A 19,516-nucleotide genomic window follows, 5' to 3' on the forward strand; every position below is an offset into this window, starting at 1 on the left:
TCAAATCGGACGATCATTGTCTTGCGGTATCCTAATCAACGTCAAGGTCTTTTGTGTGGGGGGCTTGCGTTTTTTTCTACCAAGCTTTATGAACCGCAACACGTGAGGCATTTTTTCAGTATCGTCCGGGTTTCTGGGTCGCTGTGGTGGGCGGGCCTGGGCTTGCTCGCGTCGCTGTGGGGCCTGACCCTGGCCGCCCCCAACCTGGACCGCATGCAGACGCTGGCCCAGGAACGCTACGGCGCCCAGGCCACCCAGACGGTGGCCGCCTGGCGGCGCATGATGGAAGACAACCGCAGCCAACCGGTGGAACAGAAACTGGCCGCGGTCAACACCTTCTTCAACCGGCGCATCTTTTACGAATTGGACCCGGTGGTGTGGCAGCAGAACGACTACTGGGCCACGCCGCTGGAATTCATGGGCCGCGCCACCGGCGACTGCGAGGACTTCGCCATCGCCAAGTACATGACGCTGTTGCTGCTGGACGTGCCCAACGACAAGCTGCGCATGATCTACGTGCGCGCCCGCACCGCCGGCGCCAAGACCGAAGCGCACATGGTGCTGGGCTATTTCGAAGACCCGACCGGCGAGCCGGTGATCCTGGACAACCTCATCAGCAGCGTGCGGCCGGCCGCACAGCGCACCGACCTGTCACCCGTGTTCAGCTTCAATCAGCAAGGCCTGTGGGTGGCCGGACAATCCGCCTCGGCGGCCGACCCCACCGCCCGCCTGTCCAAATGGCGCGAGGTGCTGGAACGGATGAAACAGGAGGGTTTGTGAAGCACATACCCGCCATACCCAAGGGGCTCTAGCATGTCACTCATCAAACAACTCTGGACCGCGATCGCGCTGGTCATGACCCTGGCCTTCGGCGGCAGCCTGGTGGTCAGCGTGCTGTCGGCGCGGCATTACCTGGAGCAACAGCTGCAGGTGAAGAACATCGACAACGCGACCTCGCTGGCGCTGTCGCTGACGCAGCTCGACAAAGACCCGGTGACGGTGGAGCTGCAGGTGTCGGCGCAGTTCGACGCGGGGCACTACCGCTTCATCCGCGTCACCGCCCCCACGGGCGAGGTGATTGTGGAGAAACAGTACGAAGGCCAGCTCGAAGGGGCGCCGCAGTGGTTCGCCGACCTGATCCCGATCGACGTGCAACCGGGTCAGGCGCTGATCCAAGACGGCTGGAAACAGTTCGGCACCATCAGCCTGGCCAGCCACGAACAGTACGCCTACAAGAGCCTGTGGGAAGGCACGCTGGAGCTGCTGCTGTGGTTCGTGGCGGGCAGCCTGTTCACCGGCGTGGCCGGCACGTTTGCCATCCGCGTCATCACCCGGCCACTGGGCGAGGTGGTGGGCCAGGCGCACGCGATCGCGGAGCGGCGCTTCCTGACCGTGGGCGAACCGCGCACGCCCGAGCTGCGCGCGGTGACGCGTGCCATGAACGACATGGTGGGGCGGCTCAAGGCCATGTTCGCCGAAGAATCGGCCCGGCTGGAGGCGCTGCGCAAGAAGGTCAACAGCGACCCGGTGACCGGCCTGGCCAACCGGGAATATTTCCTGTCGCACCTGCGCGAGATCCTGACGGGCGAGCAGTTCGGCTCCAACGGCAGCCTGGTGGTGGTGCGCCTGGCCTACCTGAACGAATTGAACGCCAAGCTGGGCCACCAGCGCGCCGACCAGTTGCTGAAGGAGCTGGGCCAGGTGCTGTACGACAGCGGCAACGACCACCCCGGCCAGCGGGCCGGTCGGGTCAAGGGCGGCGAATTCGCGGTGGTGTGCCCCACCATCGCCTCGCCCACGGCCGCGGCACAAGACATCCACGAACGCCTGTGCCGCGACTGGCTGCCGCACTGGGAAGGCGGCTTCCCCGACCTGTTCAGCCTGGCCGCGGTGGGTTATGTGCGCAACCAGGGCGTGGGCGACCTGTTGAGCCGGGTGGACCAGGCCCTGGCCCAGGCCCAGGCCAAAGGCCCCAACAGCTGGCACGCGGTGGAAGAAGGCACCCACCAACCCAGCCTGCCGGCCGAACGCTGGCGCACCCTGCTGACCGAGGCGGTCAACGGCGGGCAACTGAGCCTGGCCTTTTTCCCGGTGGTGCGTGGCGACGCCAGCCGCCCGCTGCACCAGGAGGGCGTGATCCGCCTGCAAATGGACGGCATGGGCCAGCGCCTGTCGGCCGGGGACTTCATGCCCATGGCCGCCAACCTGAACCTGACCGCGCCCATCGACCTGGGCGTGGTGAAGCTGGCCATCGAACACCTGCGGCAGGTGGCGGGGGACGTGGCGGTGAACCTGTCGGCCGAGACGATCGCGGACTTCGGCTTCCGCCAGCGGCTGGTGCAGCTGCTGCAGAACTACCCGGACCTGTGCCCGCGCCTGCTGTTCGAGGTGCCGGAGTACGGCGTGTTCAAGCAGTTCGAGGCCTTTCGCGACCTGGCGCGCAGCCTCAAGGCGCTGGGCTGCCGGGTGGGCATCGAATACTTCGGCCAGCGTTTTGCCGAAACCGACAAGCTGGCCAGCCTGGGGCTGGACTACATCAAGGTGCACCCGAGTTATGTGCGCGGCATCAGCACCAACGTGGGCAACCAGGAATTCCTGAAAGGCCTGTGCGCCATGGCACATGCACTGGGCATCACCGTGATTGCCCTGGGCGTGGAAAGCCGGGACGACCTGCCTCTGCTGGCACAGCTGGGGTTTGATGGGGCAACGGGGCCGGGGGTGCGATGAGAGCGCTCAAACCACTTAAAAAAAGAAAATTGAAATTTATTTTGATATTTTTTATACTCAAAAAATACTTTTACAGGGATAGCGCATGCAACAGCAGGGATACACACTCGTCGAAATCATGGTGGTCACCGCCGTCATCGGCATACTGGCCATGATTGCTGTGCCCAGCTACCGGGCTTTTGTGGAGAGGGCCGAAACCACCTCTGACACGGTCGAAGGGATGGGCGAGCGCATTGCGCTGGCGGTGGAAGCCCTGGAAGGCCCTATACCCAGCGCTGGGGCTGCCACGCCCCCTGCAGCCACGGCTCCTGCCAACCCACCCCAGACCAGCGACACGGCTTCGCCAGCGTCCCCCGCCAACGCCACCAACCCGCCCGAGGCCACACAGCCCCCTTCCGCGTCGGGGTCAACGCCAACAGACGGCACGACGGGAAACGCGGCAAGCCCCAGCGCGGAAACCACCGCACCCGCAGCAGAGCCCACCCCAGAACCGCCTAGCACTGCTGCGTCAGGCAGCAACAAGGGGGGCGCCACTGGCGGCGACAACGCCCAAGCTGCTTTGCAGGTGTCGGACCAGTACAAGGACTGCACGAGCGAGGGTAAAACGTGCCGGGTCAAAGCCGGAGACGACTTTGAGGTGTCGTTCAGCGTGCAAGGCTTGGGCAAGATTTCCGAAAAAGACATCAAACTGGTCACCACGGGTGGGGCAAAGGTGGACGACTTTTCCTACAACAGCAAAAAAGGGACGCTGGAAATCGACATGGAAGCGCCCGACAAAAAAGACAAAACCTTTTCGCTGACGGTGAATGCCGGCAAGGAAAAGAGCACGATTTATTTCAAAACCAGTTAAAGCCATCGCGCTTTTTGGGCTGCACCAGAGAACCCTCACGTCGGATTCGAAGCTGAGGTGAAGCCACCTCGAACTCCTGAGCCATTCAGAAGTAGAGGTTGGGAAATTTTTTACACAGTTCTCGACCGGGGAGAGGGCACGTATGCGCTTCACTGAATCTGAATTTCTTCATTAGAGACTCAGTTGAATGGACTTCCTACTCCCCACTGGTTCAGGTTTTCAAGGGGATTTCAGCAGCACTGAAGCTTTTTAAAAAGAAAACCCCGCTCTTTTGAAGCGAGGTTTTGTCTGGCCCCATGCCTGCCGAGCAAGGCCCAGGGCGTCATCGAAATCAGAGATCGGTCTTCAAATGGCCATCGGCCAGCATCTTGGAAATCAAGTCTGCACTCGATACCCCGGTTCCAGCCAATCCCATGCTGTTTGCGAAAGTATCAATCGCGCCCTGCAAGTTGCCGCCGCTCACATCCACATTGTCGAACACGATGGTCTGTTTGATGGTACCCAAACCAGCACCGTCGACATCCACCACCAAGGCCAGCTTGTTGTCGACATTCGCAAAGCTGAGGTAAGGGGCCAACGACGTTGCGTTTTCCTCGACATTGATCAGGTCACGGATGTCAAGAACGTCTCCAGTGCCCCCAGCGTTCGCGTTGGTGCTGACGTCGAAATCTTTGATGACATCTTTGGCACCCGCAGACCCAGCATCCCCCAAGTTCCAGACGAAAGCGTCTTGGCCCGCATCGCCGATCAGGATGTCGTTGCCCACACCTCCGATGAGGGTGTCGTTGCCTGCACCGCCACTCAACATGTCGGAACCACCGCTCGTCTCGACAGACCCGAGACTGGCCGCGCCGTTCTCTCCGTACGTGCCGCTCAAGGTCACACCATCGCTGAAAGTCACGGTGAAGGGCACCGCCTCGTCACCAAAATCTCCACCTTCATCGATATTAGAACCGTCGGTATCGATACCGAAGCGAAGGGTTTCCCCCGCCACAAATGCGCCAGGCTGGAAAGTGATCACCAGTTTGGTGACATCCCCAGAGCTCATCGTAGCGATGTCAGCGGCCAGCACACCAGACTCGCTGCCAACGACAAACGCCTTGGAATTGCTTTCGGCCTGATCGAAAGTGCCCAAGCCTGTGATATCAATTGTGATCTGCGTGACGGACAGACCAATACCGCTGGCAAAGACAAATCCAAATTGGTTGTTGCTGGCTCCGCCGGTGGCGCCGGTGTCGCCGGAGCGGACATCGGCCACGACCCGACGCCCAACAGGATCGCCAATCAAAGTGTCGTTGCCGGAGCCGCCACTGAGGGTGTCGTTGCCCAGGCCTCCACGCAGGATGTCGTCGCCTTCGCCACCCACCAGCACATCATGGCCGGCTTTGCCGTCCAGGGTGTCGTTGCCGGCATAGCCAAAGATCACATCGGACAAAACGCCGGTCGAATCGCCATTGATGACGTTGTCCGAACCACTGCCTTCCGTGACCAAGGAGAACGGGTACAAGGTGGCCGCGATGCTGCTGGTGACTGAGTCGCCATCGCCGTCCAAGCCCACGATGCCGTAGGACAAGTCCAGGGGGCTGGACGTGCCCGGGGTTTCGTAAGAAAACACCCCCAGCTTGAAGTCGTCTCCTTCGTACTTCACGTCGGAGCCAGATGGCGGGTCGTAGAGGTAGTCACCCATACCTTCAATTTCCACGGCGCTGAACTGGTTGGAAGCCCCAGTGGTGGTGATTTTGTAATCCCAGCCTTCCTGCATGCCCAGGATCAATACCGAGTCCCCTGAATCCAGCACAAGCAAGCCGTTGGTGCCAGACGTCACCACATTGCCGCCGGCGTCATACACCGTGATATTTGACGGGCTCAGGTTCACCTTGGTTTCGCCAGAAGCATCACCGATGAATGAGTTGTCGTTGTCGGCTCGGATGGCCGTGAGTTTGAGGTTGGCGGTGTTGCCAGAACCCTTCACCCACGCCACCTCTTGCTGGAACACCGAGGTCAGGTTGTGTGACGTGTAAGTGAAACCGGTTGGGTTGCTGGCGGTGATGGCCGTCGTGCCCAAGTTGTTCACAAAGTCCAGACGCAGGCGATCGTCATCGCCCATGTCCTGCCCCTCACCGACCCCAATGTAAGCGGAACTGGTGTTGACCGTCTCACCGGACACCGTAGAGGCCAGGACATCGTTGGCCGGGTTGGTGTCGGGCGTCTGGTTGGTGCCGAGGTTGAGCGCTTTGTAGGCGTTATTACCCCCGCCCACCCCCGACAAGTCGTTGACATTGACCTGTTGGACACCATTGGAAATGATGCCGTACTCGGTCATGGTGTAGCTGTCGGTTGCTGCATCCATGTCGATGGTGAAACCGACCACACCGGTCAGGGTTTTGGCAATCAACATCGTCTTGTCCCCGTCAGCACCGTAATAGAGGTACAAGGTTTCGCCGTTCAAGGACAAAGTTTTGCCACTCGCATCCGTCGCTGCAGTGCCTTCGGTGAAGGTGAAAAACACCGTCCCACCCAAACCGTCGGTGCCATAGTGGCCTGCAAAGTTCAGCGAGCCGGTGTAAGTGTGCGCCGTGCCCAATTGATCGACCAGGCGGGCCTTCTCCGGGGTGAATGCCGTCAAACCGTCGTCTTCGATCTTGAAGAACCCACCCGTGCCGATGTCCAGACCGGCAGAGGTGGCCGAATCACCATCGGCATCGGTGATGGTCTGCACCACCACCAATTTGCCCGCAACCGCCGTCTGCAACGAGGCCGCATCGTCACCGCTGGCCGTGTTGGCGTGCCAGATGTTGGCCGGATCGATTTGATTGGCGTAGGCAAAAGTCACCACGCCAGTGGCGCTGACCGACAGGGTGAACACCGACAATTCGTAGGTACCGTCTCCGTTCACATCGGCCTTGCCGCTGACCGTGCCGTCGCCGTTATCAAACAACATGATCTCGACGCCTTGGCCATAACCGTCGTTGTCCTGCAAGTTGGCATCGTTGTTGGTTGAGGCCACTTTGTCTGTCGGATCCAGCAGGTACAAGCCAGAGCCCACTCGGGTTTCACCCTGTGCCAGGTTAAGTTTGACCGCATAGGTCGTCGCGCCTTGGCCATCCGTGCCATAGCTGCCCGCAGCAGTGGTACCAAACGCTGCGGCCACACTCACCGTTGCGCTGTACACACCGTCGCCACCGTTGGCCGGGAGTTTGGATTCGTCCAGCTTGGCCGGAGTGACCGTACCCAGCAAAGATGCATTCGGCACAGCGGCCAGGGGGCCGTCGTCGTCGAAGCTGAAGTAGCTTGTGTCGCTGACCTCTTCGGTCTCTTCGTCCGTGCTGCGGCTGACCAGGTCCACCGTGGCCGACTCGGTGATGCTGTCACCGTCGGCGTCTTCTCGCGTGACGCTGTACTGCAACTGCAGCGCACCGTCCTCGGCCAGGTTCAGGGCCAGCGCTTCGTCGAACTTGGCCTCGTCACCGCCTTGGGCCGCCGAGTGATCGATCGCCTCGTACAAGGTGGTCTGCAACTGGTACACCGGCGCTTGCGCCGTGCCCGTGTTCACGATCGCGATGCTGAACACCACATCGTCGTCCGTGTCCACACCCACCACCATGCCAGCGTAGTCGCCCGTGCCCATCTGCAGCACGATGTCGCCACCGTCCGTGGCCTTCAGGTTGGTCGCCAACTCTCCGTCTTCGGGGATGCCCACGAAGCTGAACGTGCCGCTGGTGCCGCCGGCGCCGTCGGCACCGTAGTTGCCGCCCAGCGCGGCAAACAGGTTCACCAGACCACCCGACACTGTCGTGGTGGCTTGACCCAGACCCGCACCAGCATCGTCGGTGTTGCCGTCCGTGTCCGTCTCGCCCGCGGCCAGACGCTCAGCACCCTCGGTCTCGTCCACATTGACCGCCAGCGCAGCAGCTTCCGTCGCGGACACATCCTCGCTCACCGTCAGCGTCGGGCCGTCGTCCTGAATATCAAATGCCTCTTGACCAGCAACAGAGTTGTAACCCGCGATATTCACCGACACAGTATCAAAATCGCCATCTGCATCAGTAACGGTCTGGGTAATGGTCAACGCATACCCACCCGACTCATCAAATGCCAAAGTCAGATAAGACGAATCGTCGTGCTCGGCTCCGCCTTGCGCATGCCACACAGGCATACCTTCTTCCAAGGACAATTGAACATGCCCTAAAGCTTGATCAATCGAAATGGTGAAATAGACATCCCCGTCCGCCGATATTCTCCCCTCAATCGCACCAGTCTCAGAATTAACGTAAAGCTTAATGACATCGCCTTTTCCGCCGTCGACATCCAAAGCAAAAATACCGCTATCAACACCATCCGCAGACGTAACCACTCCACCAGAAGTGCTTGTCAGAGCCATGCTGTACGTGGCAGCTCCGGGCCCATCTGCACCATAAGCTACGTTATTGGATATATCAGCATCAGCATCCGTGACAAAGTAAATAGAGAAATCTGCGGTCGCAGAACGAGCACCATCACCAACCTCAGGCTCGGGAGACTCATCCACCACCAAGCTAGGAACCGTGTACTCACCTTCAAAAACCACATCAGGATCTTGAACTTGCGCAACTGGCACATCATCCTGAACCGTCAACGTCAAATTGAGCGTCGTATCTGCACCGTTGCTTTCCTCGCCAGTCAGCGTGACTGCAGGCAAGGTAAAGTCGTTCTCACCACCGCCAATTTTGTGATTGACCGGGCCGACCACTTCCAGCGTGTATGAGCCACTCGAAGTCACGGTCAGCTTGACTGCCGCAACGCTGCTGCTGCCGGCCTCTATGGGCAGGCCATCCGCATCAAAGAAGACGGTGACGCTTCCGCCCGGCGGAACAGCAACCGGCGCAAAGTTGGTGCCTGGCAACGAAACCGTGTTGATCGTCCCAGAAGCGCCACCAGACCACACCTGCCCACCTGCTTGGTAGTCAAGTCCGTCATCAGGCTCATTGATACCGCCACTTTCGGGGATCGACTCTTCTTCGACCATCAAGGTCTGAGTCAAAGTCACAGGGTCCGGCTCCACCACCGCAGCACTCAACAGGATTTCATCCGGCTGGCCCAACGGATCAAAGTTGTAGTCGTAAGCCAGCGGGTCCACACCCTCAACAATCCGCAGCAGGCGCACAAAGTCGCTGCCGTCGCCACCACCACCGGCGGTGGCACCGGCCGCTGCGGCTTCCAGTTCCTGCGTCAGGTCGCCGCCCTGCTCCAGCACCTGGGTGATCTGCTCGATGGTGCCGTTTTGCACCGCGGCGTTTTCGGCGGCCGGGGTGTCCTCGGCCTTGGCCATGGCTTCGTCCACGCGCACGGTTTGCGTGGGGCCCATGGCCACCACCTGGCCGTCTTCCATCATCAATTCCACGCGGGCGCCGGCCGCGGTGCGGACGGTTTCGCCTTTCTGGACCACGTCGCCCACTTTGAGGGCGCGGGTGCTGCCGTCGGCTTGGACGACGACGGCGTTGCCGGTGACGGACAGTACGGTGGCTTTGGCCATGGTGACACTCCTGGTAAATAACTATGGCCGCAGCTTACCCCTGGGCAAGTGCTGCGGCCATTGGACTTAAGTACAGTTTTTGGGCGGAAACGGCGGCGTCAGTCGTTGCCGGTGGACAGGCGCCCGTCGTCCAGCAGTTTCTGCAGGATGGCGAGGTCGCTTGCTTCGCCCAGGTAGGCGTCCAGCCCGGCGTAGTCCAGCAGGTCGTCCCAGTCCACCCCGCTGAGGGTGATGTTCTGCTGGTAGTCCGGAATGCCGTCGCCGTTGATGTCCGGGCCCGCACTGATCGACATGACCGCCCGGCCATCGTCGTCCGGCCCGAAAGTGATGTACTGGTTCAGGCTGGCGGCGCTGTGGTCGTCCACGTCGAGCAGATCGCCGATGTCGAGGGTGCTCGGGTCGTCGTGGCCCTGCACATCGAGGTCGAAGTCGGACTCGTCGTGTTCGATGACGGTGTGGTTGACGTCGATGCTAAGGGTGGCCCGGTCGGCGTCGCCGTCGGCATCGGTGAGGGTGTACTCGAAGTGGTCGGTGCCGCCGCCGCTGCCGTGGGGCTGGTAGATGTAGTCGCCGTCGGGCTCCACGGTCAGGGTGCCGTAGGCGCCGGACACCACCACGTTGCCGCTGTCGGCGTCGAGCACCCCGCCAGCGAAAGCCCATTGGTGCGCGCCGTCGCCGTAGGCGTCGTTGCCGAGGATGTTGCCGCTGGCCGCCACGGTGTCCACGGTTTCGGTGATGGGGCCGGCGAAGTAGTGGTCCGTGTCCAACTGCACGGTGGCCTCGGCCTGGCCGTCGGTCACGTCGTTGAGCTGGAACTGGATGCGGTAATCACCGTCCGCGGCAAAGGTGTGGGTGTAAACGCCATCGCCGTTGGCGTCGGTCACGTCGCCCACGTGGTTCCAGTTGCCGTCGGCGTACTGGTACACCTCGGCCTTGAACAGGTCTTGCCCGGCATCCTGCACCAGATCGGCGTTGGACGCCAGGGTGAACTTGAAGGTGTCGGCCGCACCGGCCGTGAACCGGGGTGTGGCGACGTAGTCCGCCGAGGCTTCGGATCGGGCCACGTCCGTCATCAGGAAGCTGGGTTTGGTCGAACCCTCACCACCGTGGACGATGTGGAAGGAGTTGTCGCTGGCGATCCAGCGGTCCTGGTGGCCGTCCAGCACATCGGGGCCGTGGCCGGCGATTTTCACGTCGCTGTTGAAGCCGCCCCCCTCGCGCGTGACGACGACGTAGGCCACGTCGGCATCGTCCTGGGCGTCGGGCATCTTGTCCGGCCCGGGTGGCGGAGGCGGAGGCGGGGGCGGCGGCTCCACCGGCGGTTCGCCCGGCACGGGCACCGCTTGGGCGCCAACCGCGCGTCCACCTTCGATGGTGTCGATCGGCGCCGGGCCGTCCACGCCGTACTCGTAACTCAAGGGCGTGACGCCTTCTGCGATGCGCAACAGCCGCACGAAGCTGTTGCCATCGCCACCGCCCCCCGCGCCGCCCACACCGGCGGCCGCGGCTTCGAGTTCGTTCAGGTCGCCGCCGCGCTCCAGCACGTCGATGACGGCGGCCACCGCGTCGGTCAGGGCCGGCGGTGCAGGCACGGGCGCATCGTCCCCCACCAGCCAGGCCTGCCCTTCGCTCAGACCGAGCGGCTGGCCGTCGTCCAGCGTCAACTGGACCTGGGCCCCGGGGGCGGGGCGAACGGTGTCGCCCGCCTGGACGGTGTCGCCCACCGCGAGCATGCGCGGCGCACCCGCCGCATCGATCACCAACACTTTGCCGCTCAGGGCGGTGACGGTCGCAGATTGAGCCATGTGGCGCCTCCTTGGAATGGTCTGCCGATCGTTGCAGTGTCCATCCGGGGCGGCAAGCCGTTGTTGACCGGGATCAAATCAGGCCGTGATCGCCATCGTCCAGCAATTGCAGCCGTTTGCTCAGGGTGGCGCGGGTCTGGCGGCGCTGCAGCAGCTTGGCCTGGGCCGCGGGCGGGAAGTCGGTGAAGTGGATCACACCGCGGTTGATGAGGATGTCGATCAGGTCTTCGGTGACGCGCGCCAGCCCGGCGTCGCTGTCGGCCAAGGCACGCTGGCCGGCCAGTTCGTCGGGCGGCTCCACAGGGTCGGTCGGGTTCATGGGCACTCCTGGTTCAGCCCGGGTGGACACTGCCCGCCAGGTGCAGCACGAGCTGCACCCGGTCGCGCACGCCCAGTTTTTCAAACACCGCACCGAGGTGGGCCTTGACGGTGCGCTCGGAGATGAACAGCTGTTCGGCCACCTCCTTGTTGGACTTGCCCGCCGCCACGGCGCGGGCCACCTGGGCCTCGCGTTCGGACAGTTGCGACAGGTCGGCCGCAGGGGGCTGGGCATTTGGGCTGCGCGCCAGGGCCTCGCGCGTGGCCGACATGAGGCGCTGCACCAGGCTGGGCCCCACCCACAGGCCACCGTGGGCCACCACCTGGGCGACCTCGCGCATCAACTCGGGCACGGCCAGCAGGTGGCAGTAGCCGCGCGCGCCGGCGTTGAGGGCGCGCAGGCCTTCGGGGTCCTGCAGCACCCCGCTGAGCACCACCACCCCGCACGCCGGCTGCTGCACCAGCAGGGCGGACACGCGGGCCTCCCAATCGGGGTAGGTTACGGGCACCCACACGGTGTCGCCGGCCTGCACGGAGGACGACAGCGTGGCCCAGTTGCTCCACTGCCCCTCGGGAAAGGCCTGCAGCCAGCGCTCCGGCGGCGCCAGCAGCGAGCCCCCCGACGTGGCACGGGCATCGACCAGAAAATGCGACTTGCTCATGGTGTGACAGCGGTGGTTCAGCGTTCGGACAAGGCGTTGGCCTTGGCCCGCAACACGGGCTTGAGCAGGTAGGCCAGCACGGTCTTTTTGCCGGTCAGGATGTCCACCTGCGCCACCATGCCCGGGATGATGGGCAGGCCTTCGCCCAGGCTGGACTGGCGGGTGCGCAGGCGCACGATGTAGAAGGCGTTGCCCTTGTCGTCCACCACCGAATCGGCGCCGATGTTCTCCACATCGGCCTTCAACCCGCCGTAGATGGCGAAGTCGTAGGCGGTGAACTTGATCGTGGCCTCCAGGCCGGGGCGCAGGAAGGCGATGTCCTTGGGGGTGATGCGTGCCTCCAGCACCAGGGCGTCGTCCAACGGCACGATTTCCACCACCTCGCGCCCGGGCTGCACCACCCCGCCCACGGTGTTGACCAGCAGGCGCTTGACGGTGCCGCGCACCGGCGACTTGATCTCGGCTTTGGCCACCTTGTCGGCCAGCGCCCGCCCGCCTTCGGACAGGGCCGACAGCCGGCTCATGGTGTCGGACAGCTCGGCCCCCATCTGGTTGCGGGCGTTGAGCTGCACCTCCTCGATGCGGCGCTGCGCCTCGGCAATGGCCGACTGCACGCGCGAGATCTGGGCCGTGGCCTGGTCGCGGTCGCCGCGCAGGCGCGCGACCTGCTGGTCCAGGCGCAGCACCTCCACCTCGGAGACGGCGCCGGTGGCGACCATGGGCCGGGTGGCGGCCAATTCGCGCTGCACCAGTTCCAGCCCGCGCTCGGCCTGTTCCTTGCGCGCCCGGGCCTCGTTCAGCTCCTGTTGCCGCTGGCTCAACTGGCTCTGGGTGATGGAGATTTGCGCGCTCAGCTCGGCCCGGCGCGATTCGTACAGGCTGCGCTCCTGGGCCACCACGTCCGGCGCTGCTTTCAGCAACTCGGGCGGCGGGTTGAAGGGGCGGTTCTGCACCAGGGCCTGCAAGCGCTCGGCCTTGGCCTGCAAGGCCTGCTGGCTGACCCGGCTTTCGCCCAGGGTGGAGGCAAAACGCGTCGGGTCCACCCGCAACAGCAACTGGCCGGCGTTCACCACCTGCCCTTCCTGCACGCGGATTTCCTCGACCACGCCCCCGTCCACGCTCTGGATGATCTGCACCTGGCTGGTGGGCACCACCTTGGCCTCGCCGCGGGTGACTTCGTCCACAGGCGCAAACGCGGCCCACAGCAACAACAGCAGCAACACCACCCCGGCACCGCGCAGCAGCACGCGGGCGCGCAGGGGCTCCTGCTGCAACTGCGCCCAGTCGGCATCGGCCGCCCAATCCAGCGATTCGCGGTCGGGCGCGTCGGCGCCCAGCTTGTGCACCAAGCGGCCGAACAGCCGTTCGCCCAGCTTGCCGGCCCGCTGCGTGGCTCGGCCGATGCGCTCGAAATCTTGTTCGTTCAGTTCCGACATCACGCGGCCTTTCCGATGCGGCCCTGGCGCAGCGCCTGCACCACCTGGTCCTTCGGCCCGTCGGCCACGATGCGTCCGGCATCCATGACGACGATGCGGTCCACCAGGTCGAGCAACGAGGTGCGGTGGCTGACCAGGATCACCGTCTTGCCGGGCATGAATTCGCGCAGACGCGCCTTGATGTCCTCCTCGCTGGAATGGTCCATCGACGCGGTCGGTTCGTCGAGCAGCAGGATGGACGGGTCGTTGATGACCGCCCGCGCGATGGCCACGCCCTGGCGCTGCCCACCCGAGAGCGATTCGCCGCGCTCGCCCACCAGCATGTCGAAACCCTGCGGATGGGCGTTGACCAGGTCGAGGATGCCGCCCAGGGTGGCGGCCTTGAGCACGTCGGCGTCGTCGGCCAAAGGCGCGCTCAGTGTGATGTTCTCGCGCAGGGTGCCGTAGAACAGCATCACGTCCTGTTGCACGTAGCCGATGTGGCGGCGCAGCTCGGCCGGGTCAAGCTGGCGTTGGTCGATGCCATCGACCAGCACCGCGCCGCTGGTGGGCCGGTACAGGCCCAGGATGAGTTTTTCCAGCGTGGTCTTGCCCGAGCCGATGCGCCCCAGGATGGCCACCCGTTCCCCCGGCTGGATGCGCAGGCTGACGTTGCGCAGCGAGGCGTTCTGCTGGCCGGGGTAGTTGAAGGACACGTCCTTGAACTCGATCGCCCCCTTGATGCTGCCGCGGGTGATGAAGTTGGCATCCTCCGGGCGCTCGACCTCGCGCTTCATCATCTCGTTGAGCGAGGTAAGCGCAGTGGACGCGGTGTGGTATTGCACCAGCAGCCCAGCCACCTGCCCCACCGGCGCCATGGCGCGCGAAGCCAGCATGGTGCAGGCGATCAGCCCACCCATGGACAGCGCCCGCTCGCCGATCAGGTACACGCCCAGGATGACCAGGAACATGTTGATGCTCTGCTGCATGAAGGCCGAACCGTTGGACGCGCTGGACGACAGCAGCCGCAGCTGCGCCCCCACCCGCGCCAGCAGGGCCGCGCTCTTTTCCCACTTGCGCTGGATCGGCGCTTCCGCACCCAGGGCCTTGACCGTCTCGAAGCCCACCAAGCCCTCCACCAGCGTGGCGTTGCGCTGGGCGCCGGCGCGGTAGGTGGTTTCGGCCAGCTCGTGCATGCGGCCCTGCACCGCCAGGGCGTAGAGCAGCAAGAGCACCGCCCCCAGCACCAACGGAATCAGCATGGGCCAGGCGATCCAGCCGATGACGACGAAGAAGATCAGCGCGAACGGCAAATCGATGAAGGTCACCACCGTGGCCGAGCCGATGAAGTCGCGCACCGACTCGAACGCGCGCAGGTTGGCGGCGAAGGAGCCCGCCGACACCGGGCGCTGCTCCATGCGCGTGCCCAGCACCCGCTCCATGATGTAGGCCGACAGCTTGACGTCGGCCCGGCTGCTGGCCAGATCGACGAACTTGCCGCGCAAGGTGCGCAGCACCAGATCGCCGAAGAGCACCAGCGTCAACCCGACCGCCAGCACCCAGAGCGTGTCAGTCGCTTGGTTGGGCACCACCCGGTCGTATACGTTCATGACGAACAGGGGCATGGCCACCGCGAACAGGTTGGTCAGGAAGGCGGCCAGCAGCACGTCGCGGTAGAGCGGGGTGTTTTCGCCAATGACGCGCCAGAACCAGTGCCCGCTGCGGGTGGTGTTGACCACCGGGCTGCGCGCGTCAAAACGCAGGCGCGGCCGGGCGTAGATGGCGTGGCCGCTGTACCGCGGTGCCAGCTCCGCGGCCGGCACCTCCACCGGCGCGTCGCCCAGTTCGGGAAACACCACCTGCAGGGTGGTACCGTCGGCGCTGCGGCCCAGCAGCACACAGGCGTGCTCCTCTTCCAGCAGCAGCACGGCCGGCAACAGGGCCGGGTTCAGCGCCTCGATGGGCTGACGCACCAGCTTGCTGCTGAGCCCGGCGCGGTGCGCGGCGCGCTCGAACAGCCCCGGGCTGAGCCGACCGCCTTCGACCGGCAGCCCGGCCAGGGCCCCGTCGCGGGTGATGGTTTCGCCGTGGCTGCGCGCCACGATGACCAGACATGCCAGCAATTCGTCGCGGTCTGCCGCCGCGTGGGGTTCGTCCAGGCCGGGGAACCCGGTGTGTACTGCCATTCAAACCTCCGCCGGTGCCTGGCGGATACCCCCCAGAGAACAAGAGGCAACACAACGCCAAACACGCAATAGTGGAAATCAGTGTAACAAATTCATACACACCTTCCAGCCAGGAGGCCGGGCATTTCACAACCCCGGCCCCAGGTCCGCAACTCAGTCGGCCATGAGGGCGTTCGGGTCGTCGCTGTGCACCACCTCCTGCGCCCAGGCCCGCAGCTTGCGGGTGTCGGCGCGCAGGATCTGCTGCTTGACCGCCAGGATCTGCGATGGGTGCATGGAAAAGCTGCGCAGGCCCAGGCCCAGCAACAGGCGGGTCATGGTCACGTCGCCGGCCATTTCACCGCACACGCTGACGCTCTTGCCCTGGGCCCGGCCTTCGGCGATCGTCTGGGCCACCAGCTGCAACACGGCCGGGTGCAGGGGGTCGTACAGGTGGGCCACGGTCTCGTCCACCCGGTCGATGGCCAGGGTGTACTGGATCAGGTCGTTGGTGCCGATGGACAGGAAATCGAAGTGCTTGAGGAACATCTTCACCGCCAGGGCGGCGGCCGGCACCTCAATCATGGCGCCCAGTCGCACCGTGCCGTGCACCGCGGCGCGCTCGTCGAGCTGTTCCTGGGCCTTGGCCAGCAAGACCTTGACCTGCTGGATTTCGCTGGCATGCGCCAGCATCGGGATCAGCAGGTTGACCTTGCCATGCGCCGCCGCGCGCAGCACGGCACGCAGCTGCGTCAGGAACATGGCCGGCTCGGACAGGCTCCAGCGGATGGCGCGCAGCCCCAGGGCCGGGTTCAGGTGGTCGTCGCGGACGTTGCGGTCCAGCGGTTTGTCGGCGCCCACGTCCACCGTTCGGATGGTCACGGGCAGGCCGTGCATGCCCTCCACCGCGGCCCGGTAGGCCTGGTACTGCTCCTCCTCGTCGGGCAGCTTGCCGTCGCGCCCCATGAACAGGAACTCGGTGCGGAACAGACCCACCCCCACCGCGCTGACCGACAGGGCCGGCACCGTGTCCTGCGGTTGTTCGATGTTGGCCAGCAATTCGATGCGCTCGCCGTCCAACGTGACCGCCGGGGTGTTCTTGATGCGCGACAGGCGCTCGCGCTCGACCTCGCCCTGGCGCTGCTTGAAGCCGTATTCGGCCAACACGATGGGCGACGGGTTGACGATGACCACACCCGCGTCGCCGTCGATGACGACCCAGTCGTCCTGCTGGACCAGCTGGCTGGCCGTGCGGGCCCCCACCACCGCCGGGATGTCCATGCTGCGCGCGACGATGGCGGTGTGGCTGGTCTTGCCCCCCACGTCGGTGACGAAACCGGCGAACACGCTCTGCTTGAACTGCAGCATGTCGGCCGGCGACAGGTCGTGCGCCACCAGCACCAACGGGCCGCCCGCCGACGCGTCCGGCTCCGCGTCCTCGCCCACGGGTGGCGCGGCCACCGGCGAGGCCACGCCCCGCATGTGCCGCAGCATGCGCTCGACCACCTGCTCCAAGTCGGCCTTGCGCTCCCGCAGGTAGGGGTCTTCCATCTCGTCGAACTGCTTGGCGATCTGCTCCATCTGCGAGGTGAGCGCCCACTCCGCGTTGTAACGACGTTCCACCACCCACTGTTTCACGCCGTCCTGGAGCTGCGTGTCCTGCAGCAACATCAGGTGCACGTCCAGCAGGGCCGTGAGCTCGTGGTGGGCGTCCTTGCCCACGGTTTCCTGCAGGCCCTGCTGCACCCGGGTGATTTCGGCCACCACCGCGTCGCGCGCGCCGCGCAGGCGGCGCAGTTCGTCCGCCACCTGGTCGTCGGCAATGAAGTAGTGCGCCACATCCATGCGACTGGACGCCACCAGCACCGCCCGCCCGATGGCGATGCCGCGCGACACCGCCTGTCCATGGACCGTGAACGTCATTCGCCCTCTCCGAACTTGTCGGCGATCAGCGCCAGCAGCGCGTCCATCGCCACCTGTTCCTCGGGGCCATCGGTTTCCAGTTCGACCTCGCTGCCCAGGCCCGCGGCCAGCATCATCACCCCCATGATGCTTTTGGCATTGATCCGGCGGCCGTTGCGGCTCATCCAGACCTCACAGGGAAAGCTCCCGGCCAGCTTGGTCAGTTTGGCCGAAGCCCGGGCGTGCAACCCCAGCTTATTGCTGATGATCGCGGTGGTTTTGATCATGGGTGCTCCTGCGTATTTGATTTTGTTGTGCGGTGACCGAGACCGGCATCACCCCCTGGGTGCCCCCCAGCATGGCACGCGACACCAGCGCATCGAGCGACTCGTGCCGGTACGACACGGCCCGCAGCAGCATGGGCAGGTTGACACCGGTCAGCAAACGGGTGTGCACCCCGTCGATCAGCTTGGTGGCGACGTTGCAGGGGGTGGCGCCGAACACATCGGTCAGCACCAGCGTGTGCGTCGCGCCCTGCAAGGCCACCAACTGCTGCGCCTGCGCCAGCGTTTCGGCCGGCGGCTGGTTGGGCGGCACATCGAGCGCGCCCACATGCCCGCCCGCATCCGGGAAGACGTGCAGCACGCACTGGCGCAGCGCCGAAGCCAGCGGCGCGTGGGCAATGACGAGGATGCCGTTCATGGACGTCGATTATGGGCCTTGGCCACCAAGAAATAACCGTAACACAGCACACAGGCCGCCAGATAGCCCCCCACCGCCCCGCGAAAAGCCGCCACCACCGACCACCCCAGACCCACAAACGCGTCCACCGCCAGGCCGATGCCCCACTGCACCGCAAACACGCCCGAGAAAATGAGGAGGTTGTAGGCCGACAGGGCGCGTCCGGCCATGGCCGCCGGGAAGGCCTGCGCCACCGCGGGCTGGGCCAGCGAGCCCACCGTGGACGCGAGGCAGAACAGCGCCCAGTGGCCCCAACCGGTCTGTGGCCCCTGCCACAACAGGGCGCCCAGGGCCAGAAAACTCCCGGGCAAGCCCCAGGCGATCAGTTGCTCCACGCGCAGCCCGCGCCGCGCCAGGGTCGGGGTGACCCAGCCCCAAACCCAGAACATGCCCAGCATGCAGACGTTGATCCAGAACAGGCCCTGGGCCGCCTGCGCGGCGCTGTGCCCGGCCACCTGCACCAGCCAGGGCCCGGCCCACAGGGTCTGGATGGCCACCATGCCACCGTAGTTGACCAGACCGATCCCCGCCATGCGCCGGAAATACGGGTGCCGCAGCACCTGGGCGTAGCCCCCGGCGTCGGGGAGATGGTCCGAGCCGGCCATGCATGTTCCGTGTTCGCCCGACCCCTGCGACCAGCCGGGCGCGGCCCAGGCGATCCACGCCGCCGCCGCCACGATGGCCGCGGCCAGCACCCAGAACACCCCGCGCCACCCCACCAGTGGCACCAGCCACTGCACCGGCAAGGTGGCCGCCACCATGCCCAGCGCCCCCACCATCAGCATCCACGCATTGGCGCGCAACTGCATGTCCGGGTGCAGCCAGCGCCGGTACCCGGTCAACGGCGCCATCAGGCAGGCGCTGACCCCGGCCCCGGTCAGCACCCGGGCCGCGAGCAGCCCGTAAAAATGGTCGGCCCAGGCAAAGGCCGCACACCCGGCCACCGCCACCGACAGGAACAACAGCACCACCCGCTTCGGCCCGTGGCGGTCGAGCCAGCGGCCCAGTGGCAGCTGCATCGCCGAAAAGCCTAGGAAATAGCCCCCCGCCAGCAACCCCAGGTCGCTGGCCTGCAGCGCCAGTTCGGCACTCAAGGTGGGGGCCAGGGTGGCGGTGACCGCCCGCAGCAGGGCCGACAGGAAATAGGCCGCGGCAAACGCCAGGAACACGCCGATGGCGCGGCCACGGCCCAGGGGTTCGGCCACCGCCCTCATGGCAACCGCACCCCGCCGAAGAAGGTGTCTGCCACCTCGGGCTCGAGGGACTCGCCGTACCAGGCCGCCTGCACCAGCCAACCCCGACGGGCCGCCCACAGCACCTCCGCACGCAGGGGCTGGCCCCGGTGGTCCACGGCCGGCCCGCTCCAGCGCTGCGCCTGCTCGGCCCCCGGCACCACCGCCCGGCGCACCGTCCACCCCG

General features: G+C 65.0%; 14 protein-coding genes. 3 read left to right on the plus strand and 11 right to left on the minus strand.

Going from position 1 to position 19,516, the window contains the following annotated elements:
- The first annotated feature begins 162 nt into the window (after positions 1-162).
- From CON77_RS08860 to CON77_RS08870, 3 genes are all read left to right on the plus strand, one after another.
- Positions 163-780 carry a transglutaminase-like cysteine peptidase gene (locus CON77_RS08860; RefSeq protein ID WP_232788464.1) on the plus strand — a complete coding sequence of 206 codons (618 nt, stop codon included), beginning with the start codon at positions 163-165 and terminating at the stop codon, positions 778-780.
- A gap of 33 nt (positions 781-813) precedes the next feature.
- On the plus strand, positions 814-2,727 hold the full coding sequence (locus CON77_RS08865) for a bifunctional diguanylate cyclase/phosphodiesterase (protein WP_101048794.1): 1,914 nt from the start codon (positions 814-816) through the stop codon (positions 2,725-2,727).
- 85 nt (positions 2,728-2,812) lie between these two features.
- Positions 2,813-3,577, plus strand: coding sequence for a type IV pilin protein (locus tag CON77_RS08870; protein ID WP_101048795.1), 765 nt, complete (start codon positions 2,813-2,815; stop codon positions 3,575-3,577).
- A 331-nt stretch (positions 3,578-3,908) separates the two neighbouring features.
- Here the strand turns inward: CON77_RS08870 and CON77_RS08875 are convergent, their stop codons facing one another.
- The 11 genes from CON77_RS08875 to CON77_RS08925 form a co-directional block, all read right to left on the minus strand.
- A complete protein-coding gene (locus tag CON77_RS08875; RefSeq protein ID WP_101048796.1) occupies positions 3,909-9,089 on the minus strand; it encodes a retention module-containing protein in 5,181 nt (1,726 codons plus the stop codon).
- 98 nt (positions 9,090-9,187) lie between these two features.
- Positions 9,188-10,894, minus strand: coding sequence for a retention module-containing protein (locus CON77_RS08880; protein ID WP_101048797.1), 1,707 nt, complete (start codon positions 10,892-10,894; stop codon positions 9,188-9,190).
- A gap of 73 nt (positions 10,895-10,967) precedes the next feature.
- Positions 10,968-11,213 carry a hypothetical protein gene (locus CON77_RS08885; protein WP_232788465.1) on the minus strand — a complete coding sequence of 82 codons (246 nt, stop codon included), beginning with the start codon at positions 11,211-11,213 and terminating at the stop codon, positions 10,968-10,970.
- 13 nt (positions 11,214-11,226) lie between these two features.
- Entirely contained in the window at positions 11,227-11,874 is a 648-nt protein-coding gene (locus CON77_RS08890; protein ID WP_101048798.1) for a response regulator transcription factor, read from the minus strand.
- Positions 11,875-11,891: 17 nt separating this feature from the next.
- On the minus strand, positions 11,892-13,310 hold the full coding sequence (locus tag CON77_RS08895) for an HlyD family type I secretion periplasmic adaptor subunit (protein ID WP_101048799.1): 1,419 nt from the start codon (positions 13,308-13,310) through the stop codon (positions 11,892-11,894).
- The gene (locus CON77_RS08900; protein WP_101048800.1) at positions 13,310-15,475 is read right to left on the minus strand and encodes a type I secretion system permease/ATPase; all 2,166 of its coding nucleotides are present in this window, start codon (positions 15,473-15,475) and stop codon (positions 13,310-13,312) included. Before CON77_RS08900 ends, CON77_RS08895 begins: the two co-directional genes overlap by 1 nt.
- 153 nt (positions 15,476-15,628) lie before the next feature.
- The gene (ptsP, locus tag CON77_RS08905; protein ID WP_101048801.1) at positions 15,629-17,377 is read right to left on the minus strand and encodes a phosphoenolpyruvate--protein phosphotransferase; all 1,749 of its coding nucleotides are present in this window, start codon (positions 17,375-17,377) and stop codon (positions 15,629-15,631) included.
- Entirely contained in the window at positions 17,374-17,643 is a 270-nt protein-coding gene (locus CON77_RS08910) for an HPr family phosphocarrier protein (RefSeq protein WP_101048802.1), read from the minus strand. The genes ptsP and CON77_RS08910 overlap by 4 nt, the downstream gene beginning before the upstream one ends.
- A complete protein-coding gene (locus CON77_RS08915) occupies positions 17,612-18,058 on the minus strand; it encodes a PTS sugar transporter subunit IIA (protein WP_101048803.1) in 447 nt (148 codons plus the stop codon). Before CON77_RS08915 ends, CON77_RS08910 begins: the two co-directional genes overlap by 32 nt.
- Positions 18,055-19,311: an MFS transporter gene (locus tag CON77_RS08920; RefSeq protein ID WP_101048804.1), complete on the minus strand. Its 1,257-nt coding sequence runs from the start codon at positions 19,309-19,311 to the stop codon at positions 18,055-18,057. The genes CON77_RS08915 and CON77_RS08920 overlap by 4 nt, the downstream gene beginning before the upstream one ends.
- On the minus strand, positions 19,308-19,516 hold a 209-nt coding region (locus CON77_RS08925; protein WP_157826888.1), incomplete at its 5' end, for a hypothetical protein. The genes CON77_RS08925 and CON77_RS08920, both read right to left, overlap by 4 nt.

The organism is Macromonas nakdongensis (genome assembly GCF_002837145.1).
Lineage (GTDB): Bacteria > Pseudomonadota > Gammaproteobacteria > Burkholderiales > Burkholderiaceae_C > Macromonas_B > Macromonas_B nakdongensis.

Excerpts from the sequence above, each read along its gene's own strand:
- CON77_RS08900 (WP_101048800.1), bottom strand. The coding sequence starts at position 15,475 with ATGGCAGTACACACCGGGTTCCCCGGCCTGGACGAACCCCACGCGGCG.
- CON77_RS08880 (WP_101048797.1), bottom strand. The coding sequence starts at position 10,894 with ATGGCTCAATCTGCGACCGTCACCGCCCTGAGCGGCAAAGTGTTGGTG.
- CON77_RS08885 (WP_232788465.1), bottom strand. The coding sequence starts at position 11,213 with ATGAACCCGACCGACCCTGTGGAGCCGCCCGACGAACTGGCCGGCCAG.
- CON77_RS08920 (WP_101048804.1), bottom strand. The coding sequence starts at position 19,311 with ATGAGGGCGGTGGCCGAACCCCTGGGCCGTGGCCGCGCCATCGGCGTG.
- CON77_RS08865 (WP_101048794.1), top strand. The coding sequence starts at position 814 with ATGTCACTCATCAAACAACTCTGGACCGCGATCGCGCTGGTCATGACC.
- CON77_RS08890 (WP_101048798.1), bottom strand. The coding sequence starts at position 11,874 with ATGAGCAAGTCGCATTTTCTGGTCGATGCCCGTGCCACGTCGGGGGGC.
- ptsP (WP_101048801.1), bottom strand. The coding sequence starts at position 17,377 with ATGACGTTCACGGTCCATGGACAGGCGGTGTCGCGCGGCATCGCCATC.
- CON77_RS08875 (WP_101048796.1), bottom strand. The coding sequence starts at position 9,089 with ATGGCCAAAGCCACCGTACTGTCCGTCACCGGCAACGCCGTCGTCGTC.
- CON77_RS08915 (WP_101048803.1), bottom strand. The coding sequence starts at position 18,058 with ATGAACGGCATCCTCGTCATTGCCCACGCGCCGCTGGCTTCGGCGCTG.
- CON77_RS08870 (WP_101048795.1), top strand. The coding sequence starts at position 2,813 with ATGCAACAGCAGGGATACACACTCGTCGAAATCATGGTGGTCACCGCC.
- CON77_RS08895 (WP_101048799.1), bottom strand. The coding sequence starts at position 13,310 with ATGTCGGAACTGAACGAACAAGATTTCGAGCGCATCGGCCGAGCCACG.
- CON77_RS08910 (WP_101048802.1), bottom strand. The coding sequence starts at position 17,643 with ATGATCAAAACCACCGCGATCATCAGCAATAAGCTGGGGTTGCACGCC.